This window comes from Caulobacter sp. GW821-FHT11E11, from assembly GCF_058808315.1.
Window position 1 is genome coordinate 1 of sequence record NZ_JBXARO010000017.1, and the last position, 6,863, is coordinate 6,863.

2 protein-coding genes and 1 pseudogene are annotated in these 6,863 nt (G+C 65.5%); all 3 read left to right on the forward strand.

What is annotated here, in order from left to right:
* Positions 1–462 precede the first annotated feature (462 nt).
* The 3 genes and pseudogenes from AC1RR5_RS26660 (at position 463) to AC1RR5_RS26670 (ending at position 6,790) form a co-directional block, all read left to right on the forward strand.
* Positions 463–3,224 (forward strand): annotated as a pseudogene (locus AC1RR5_RS26660) (TonB-dependent receptor).
* Between the two features lie 140 nt (positions 3,225–3,364).
* Positions 3,365–5,665 (forward strand): alpha-N-acetylglucosaminidase, encoded by a 2,301-nt coding sequence (locus AC1RR5_RS26665; RefSeq protein WP_492926797.1) that lies wholly within the window; start codon positions 3,365–3,367, stop codon positions 5,663–5,665.
* 21 nt (positions 5,666–5,686) lie between these two features.
* Positions 5,687–6,790, forward strand: coding sequence for an acyltransferase family protein (locus tag AC1RR5_RS26670; protein WP_492926799.1), 1,104 nt, complete (start codon positions 5,687–5,689; stop codon positions 6,788–6,790).
* Positions 6,791–6,863: the final 73 nt, after the last annotated feature.

Here is a 6,863-nt window from a genome sequence, read left to right on the forward strand (position 1 = left end):
CTGCGGGTGGTGGTGAGTGATCCCGCCGCCATCGACGAGGCGGCGCTCGACGCCGCCGGCGTCCGAGGTGTCGTCCGGGTCGGCGAACGCGCCATCCACGTGGTGTTAGGCCCCTCCGCCGAGCGGGTCGGCGAAGCGATGCGCTGTCTGCTCTAGGCCTCGCGCGCACGCCAGGCGGGAAGGGCGCTGAGCGTCCTCCCGCTGCGGCTGCGACCGGCCGTTCCAGCGGGTCGATCTGGTCGCAAAAGAGGCATTAGATTGGTATTATCAAAACGCTTGACGAAGGAGGCTGAGTTCGGGCTAAATAATTAAAACAACATAATAAATCTGATCCCCGAAAAACGCGGATCGTCGGAGCCCGAATCCGAACCTGCCTAAGGATCAGACGTCTCATAAAGTTAAGAGAAATAAGCAGCTTAGAGTTTTGCGTCGGGTCCGTTCGACGCTCTATCGTCTCTCCGTATGCAGTCCGGAGAGGTATCTGAATGGTCTGCTTCATGCTTGCCGGCGAGACGTTGCAGCGTCCTCGCTCACATAAGGGGGATAACAAAATGATCGAACAGAAGACTTCCGCCGCGCGCGGCCGCCGCAAGGCCTTCGCCCTGGCCCTGTTGGCTGGCGTCTGCTTTGCCGACACCGCCCTGGCCCAGACCGCGCCAGCCGCTGAAACCGAGTCCGTCGACGAGGTGGTGGTCACCGCTTTCCGCAAGAGCCTGGCGACGGCCCTGGAGGCCAAGCGCAAGGACGTGCGCGTCTCGGACGGCATCTCGTCCGAGGACATCGGCAAGTTCCCGTCGGAGAACATCGCCGAAGCCATCCAGCGCATCCCGGGCGTGCAGATCTCGAACATCAACGGCCGCGGCTCGACCATCAGCATCCGTGGTCTGGGTCCGCAGTACGCCCTGACCACGGTCAACGGCCAGGCGTTCAAGAGCTCGAACTTCACCGACGGCTTCCGCTACGACGTCATCCAGACCGAGCTGGCCTCGGGCATCCAGGTCTACAAGTCGCCGACCGCCGACATGGACGCCGGCGGCCTGGCCGGCACGGTCAATATCGACACCGTCCATCCGTTCGACGTGAAGGGCCGCCAGCTGATCCTGGCCGGCAAGCTGCAGAAGCAGGACCTGATCGGCGGCGACCCGACCGGCAAGTACGGCCTGACCTATGTCGACCACTTCTTCGACGGCAAGCTGGGCGTCTTCCTGGGCGGCGGCTACCAGGAGCTGAAGGACCGCGGCGACTATCTGTGGATGGACCGCTGGACGGTCGCCAATAACGTCTACACCCCGGGCCGCCTGCGCTATCGCCGCATCGACCGCGAGACCGAGCGCTCGATGATCAACGGCGCGCTGCAGTTCAAGCCGACCAGCGACCTGCAGGTCGACGTCATCGCCACCTACGCCAAGGACAAGACGACCCAGGACATCCACCAGCAGGTGTTCCTGTTCACGACGCCCGCGGCCACGAACGTCGTGCCGGTCACGGTGACCAACGGCACCACGACCAAGGTGCAGGTGAACAACTTCCGCCTGGAGAACAACCACCAGTTCGAGAACCGGCCGCAGTCGACCGGCGCCCTGACGACCAACATCCACTACACCGGAATCGAGAACTGGGACCTGAAGGCCGTCGCGCACTATTCGCGCGGCAGCGCCATGCACAACGAAGAGGCCGCGATCCTGGGGATCAACATTCCCAGCGCCACGGTCGACATCAGCAACCCGAAGAACATCGTCTTCACGACCTCGACGGCGCTGACCGACACGGCCCAGTACAATCCGGCGACCCTGATCCGGAACACCTATCCGAACGGCGCCTATCGCTCGATCGACTCCTACGAGGACGCCGGCCAGTTCGACGCCAAGCGTTATGTCGACTACGGCATCCTGGAGTCGGTGGCCGTCGGCGCCAAGCTGCGCAAGGAAGTGCTCAAGCGCTACGTCGTGCGCAAGGACGGCCAGAACACCATCCCGGCCTCGTACTCGCCGACCATGGCCGCCACGGGCATCGCGGTGACCAACTTCCTGGACGGCGACATGACGCTGCCGGGCGCCTGGGTGTCGCCGAACCTGGACGCCTATCGCGCGGCGCTGAAAGCCCAGGGCGTCTCGATCTACGAGGCGTTCGATCCGGCCGGCAGCTTCCGCGTCGAGCGTGAGCTGACCTCGTTCTACGCCATGGCCAACCTGAAGGGCGAGGTGCTGTCCAAGACCTTCCGCGGAAACCTGGGCGTCCGCAGCGAAAGCACCGACCAAACCGTGAAGGGTTATGTCGGCGGCGCGGCCAACCCGCAGAACACCGAGGTCAAGCTGGTGGCGGGCCGGTACTCGACCAAGAAGTCGTATGACAACGTCCTGCCGTCGGCGAACTTCAACATCGACCTGACCGACAACCTGCTGCTGCGCGTCGCCGCAGCCAAGGTGCTGGTGCGTCCGATCATCGACTCCAACAACCAGCTGGCCACCACCGTGACCAGCACCACGGACACCACCGGTCACAAGGTCAATACGATCTCCATCGGCCAGGGCGACCTTAACCCGATGACCGCTAACCAGCTGGATATCAGCCTGGAGTACTATTACGGCCAGGGTAACGGCCTGTCGGCGGGCTTCTTCTCGAAGAAGGTCAAGAACGGCGTTTATACCCAGCTGGTCTGCCCGACCTCATACGAGGGCACCGCGCTGTCCAAGGACGCCAGCGGCGTCTGCGTCTCGGCGGCGGGCGACACCTACTCGATCACCCAGAGCTTCAACGACGCCCGCACGGTCGACATCCACGGCTACGAGCTGAACTGGCAACAGTCGTTCGACGCCTGGCTGCCGATCAACGGCTTTGGCCTGATCGCCAACTACACCCACGTGAACCCGGCGACCTCGACGTCCGGCTTCCGCCTGGCGAATCTGTCGGAGCACACCGCCAACGGCACGGTCTACTGGGAGAACCAGACCTTCAGCGCCCGCCTGTCGGCCAACTACCGCAGCGCCTATGACCAGACTTCGGTGGAGAGCTTCTTCGCCGGGCCGCTGGGCCACACGGTGGCCTCGCGGACCCAGTTCGACCTGAACCTGGGCTACAACTTCAACGAACACCTGAGCTTCGCCTTCGCGGCGATGAACATCAATAACGCGCAGGAGAAGGCCTATCTGGGCAACTCCAGCCGCTGGCAGGAGTCGTCGGCCACCGGCCCCAGCTACTACCTCTCGTTCCAATACAAGATGTAACGCGTTTGGCGCGGCGCCTGCGTCCTCCCCTTGCGCCGCGTCCTTCCCGAGGTCCTGCCCGTCGTTGCGGGCGGGACCTTCCAGCCTGGCGCTCGCCGCTCCATTCTCCTGGGCGGTGAGCGTCCTTTTCGTAGATTCTCATGTCGATGAACGCAGATCTGAACCGACGTCAGGCCCTGGCCGCCGCGCTCGCCGCCGCCGTGGCGACGCCGACCTTCGCCGCCGGCATGGCCGATGGCGCTTCGGCCGCCCGCGCCAGCTTGAAGCGTCTGTTCGGTAAGCGTCTGGCGAGGGCGAACCTGACCCTGGCGCCGGGCGGAACCCAGGCCTGGTATGCGCTGAACGGGCAGGGCGGAAAGCTTTCAATCACCGGCGACAGCCCCGTGGCCCTGGTGCGCGGGGCCTATGCCTATCTGCGTCAGGCGGGCCTGGCCCATGTCAGCTGGGAGGGCGACCGGGTCGCCCAGAGCGGCGCCTTGCCCGCCGTCGCCAGCGGCAAGGTCGAGAGCCCTTTCAAGCATCGCGCCTATCTCAACACCTGCACCTATGGTTACACGACCCCTTGGTGGGGCTGGCAGCGCTGGACCCGCGAGATCGACTGGATGGCGGCGCACGGCGTCGACATGCCGTTGGCCATGGAAGGCCAGGAGTTCGTCTGGCGCGCGCTGTGGCGCGAGTTCGGCCTGACCGAGGCCGAGCTGGCCGACTACTTCTCGGGCCCGGCGTTCACGCCTTGGCACCGCATGGGCAATATCGAGGGCTATCGCGCCCCGCTGCCCACCAACTGGATCGACAAGAAGAAGACCCTGCAGGCCCAGATCCTGGGCCGCATGCGCTCGCTGGGCATGACCCCGATCCTGCCGGCCTTCGGCGGTTATGTGCCCAAGGCCTTCGCCCAGAAGAACCCCAAGGCGCGCATCTATCGCATGCGGCCGTGGGAGGGCTTCCACGAGACCTATTGGCTGGAACCGGCCGATCCGCTGTTCGCCAAGATCGCCGGCCGGTTCCTGGCGCTCTACACCCAGACCTACGGGGCCGGGACCTACTATCTGGCGGACTCGTTCAACGAGATGCTGCCGCCGATCAACGCCGACGGCGCGGACGCCCGCGACGCGGCCTATGGTGACGGCACGGCCAACACGGCGGCGACCAAGACCAAGGTCGAGGTCGATCCGGCCCTGAAGGCCCAGCGCCTGGCCGCCTACGGCAAGGCGATCTACGACTCCATCCGCCAGGCGCGTCCCGATGCGGTGTGGGTGATGCAGGGCTGGCTGTTCGGGGCCGACAGCCACTTCTGGGATCCGGCGGCGATCTCGGCCTATCTGAGCCTGGTTCCCGACGACAAGCTGATGATCCTGGATATCGGCAACGACCGCTATCCGGCCGTCTGGAAGAACGCCAAGGCCTTCGGCGGCAAGCCGTGGATTTACGGCTATGTCCATAACTACGGCGGCAGCAATCCGGTCTATGGCGACCTGGACTACTACCGCCAGGACATCCCGGGCATCGCGGCCAATCCCGACAAGGGCAAGCTGGCCGGGTTCGGCATGTTCCCCGAGGGGCTGCACAACAACTCGATCGTCTATGAGGCCGTCTACGATCTGGCCTGGGGCGCGGGGCAGGAGAGCGCGGCCGCCTGGCTGTCGACCTATGCCCGCTCGCGCTATGGCAAGACGACGCCGCAGCTGGACGCGGCCATGACCCTGCTGGTCCAGGGCGCCTATTCGACCCGCTACTGGTCGCCGCGCTGGTGGAAGAGCAAGGCCGGGGCCTACCTGTTCTTCAAGCGCCCGACGGCGACCGTGGCCGACTTCCCGGTCCATCCGGGCGATCGCGCCAAGCTGGATGCGGCGGTTCGCGCCCTGACCGCATTGGCGCCGGCCTATGCCGATCAGCCGCTGTTCGTGCTGGATCTGGTCGAAGCCGCGCGGCACCTGGCCAGCCTGGAGATCGACGGACAGCTGCAGGCGGCCGTCGCGGCTTATCGCAAGGGCGACATCGCCGCCGGCGATAAGGCGAGCGCCGAGATCGAGGCGTTGGCGCTCCGGATCGACGCGCTGCTGGGCGTGCAGCCCGAGACGCTGGCCACCTGGATCGATGACGCAAAGGCCTATGGCGACACGCCGGCCGACACGGCGGCCTATGTCGCCAACGCCAAGGCCCAGGTCACCGTGTGGGGCGGCGAGGGCAACCTCAACGACTACGCCTCCAAGGCCTGGCAAGGGCTGTATCGCGACTTCTACCTGCCGCGCTGGTCGCGGTTCCTGGACGCGCTGAAAGCGGCCGGGACGGGGGCATTCGACGAGGCCGCCGTCACCAAGGACGGCGTCGCCTGGGAACGGGTCTGGGTCGCCGCCGACACTGTTTATCGCCGCGAGCCGCCGGCCGATCCCGTCGCCGGGGTCCGGCAGCTGATCGCGCAGCTCGACCAGACCAAATAAGAAGAACACCTGGGGGGAATGATGACCAAACCCGCGCGCTTCCTGTCCCTGGACGTCTTCCGGGGGCTGACCGTCTGCCTGATGATCGTCGTCAACACCGCGGGGCCGGGCGCCAACGCCTATACCCAGCTGGTGCACGCGCCGTGGTTCGGGTTCACGGCCGCCGACGCGGTGTTCCCGTCGTTCCTGTTCGCGGTCGGCTGCTCGATGGCCTTCGCGTTCTCGCGGCCGATCCCGGTGAACGACTTCCTGGCCAAGGTGCTCAAGCGCACGGCGCTGATCTTCCTGCTGGGCTTCCTGATGTACTGGTTCCCGTTCGTCCATAAGGTCGACGGGCAATGGGTGCTGAGCCCGTTTTCCGAGACGCGGGTCATGGGTGTCCTGCAGCGGATCGCCCTCTGCTACATGCTGGCCGCCTTCGCCGTGCGCTGGCTGTCGCCGCGCCTGATCGTCGTGCTGTCGGTCGCGCTGTTGCTGGGCTACTGGGCGATCCTGCTGACGTTTGGCGACCTGACCAAGCTGGGCAATGCCGGCACGCACCTGGACCTGCTGCTGATCGGCCAGAACCACCTCTATCGCAAGGACGGCGGTTTCGATCCCGAGGGGCTGTTGGGCACGCTGCCGTCGACAGTCAATGTCCTGGCCGGCTACCTGGCCGCGCGGTTCCTGAAGGAGACCTCGGACAGCCGCAAGGCCACGCTCCACATGGCCCTGGCCGGCGCCGTCCTGATCGTCGCGGCCCTGGCCTGGAACCCGGCGTTCCCGATCGCCAAGAAGCTGTGGACCAGCAGTTTCGTCCTGCTGACCGTCGGCATCGACCTGGTGTTGCTGGCCGCCCTTACCGCCGTGCTGGAGGGCCGGTCGCCCAATCCGGGCACGAAGTTCTTCCAGGTGTTCGGCCTCAATCCGCTGGTGATCTACCTGTTCTCGGAGCTGTTCGTGACCGTGCTGGGCATGATCGAGGTCGCGCCGGGTATCGGGCTCTACAAGTGGATCGGCGTCCACGTCTTCCAGGCCGTGGCGCCAGGGTCGCTGGGCTCGCTGCTGTGCGCCATCGCCTACATGCTGGTCTGCTGGCTGCTGGGCTACGCCATGGACCGCAAGGGCATCGTGGTGAAGCTCTAGGGCCAATCGACATTCAGGATTCTCAGGCGCCGAGATGTCTGATTCATAGGGCTCCGTTCGATTGACGGAGCCT

Excerpts from the sequence above, each read along its gene's own strand:
- AC1RR5_RS26665 (WP_492926797.1), top strand. The coding sequence starts at position 3,365 with ATGTCGATGAACGCAGATCTGAACCGACGTCAGGCCCTGGCCGCCGCG.
- AC1RR5_RS26670 (WP_492926799.1), top strand. The coding sequence starts at position 5,687 with ATGACCAAACCCGCGCGCTTCCTGTCCCTGGACGTCTTCCGGGGGCTG.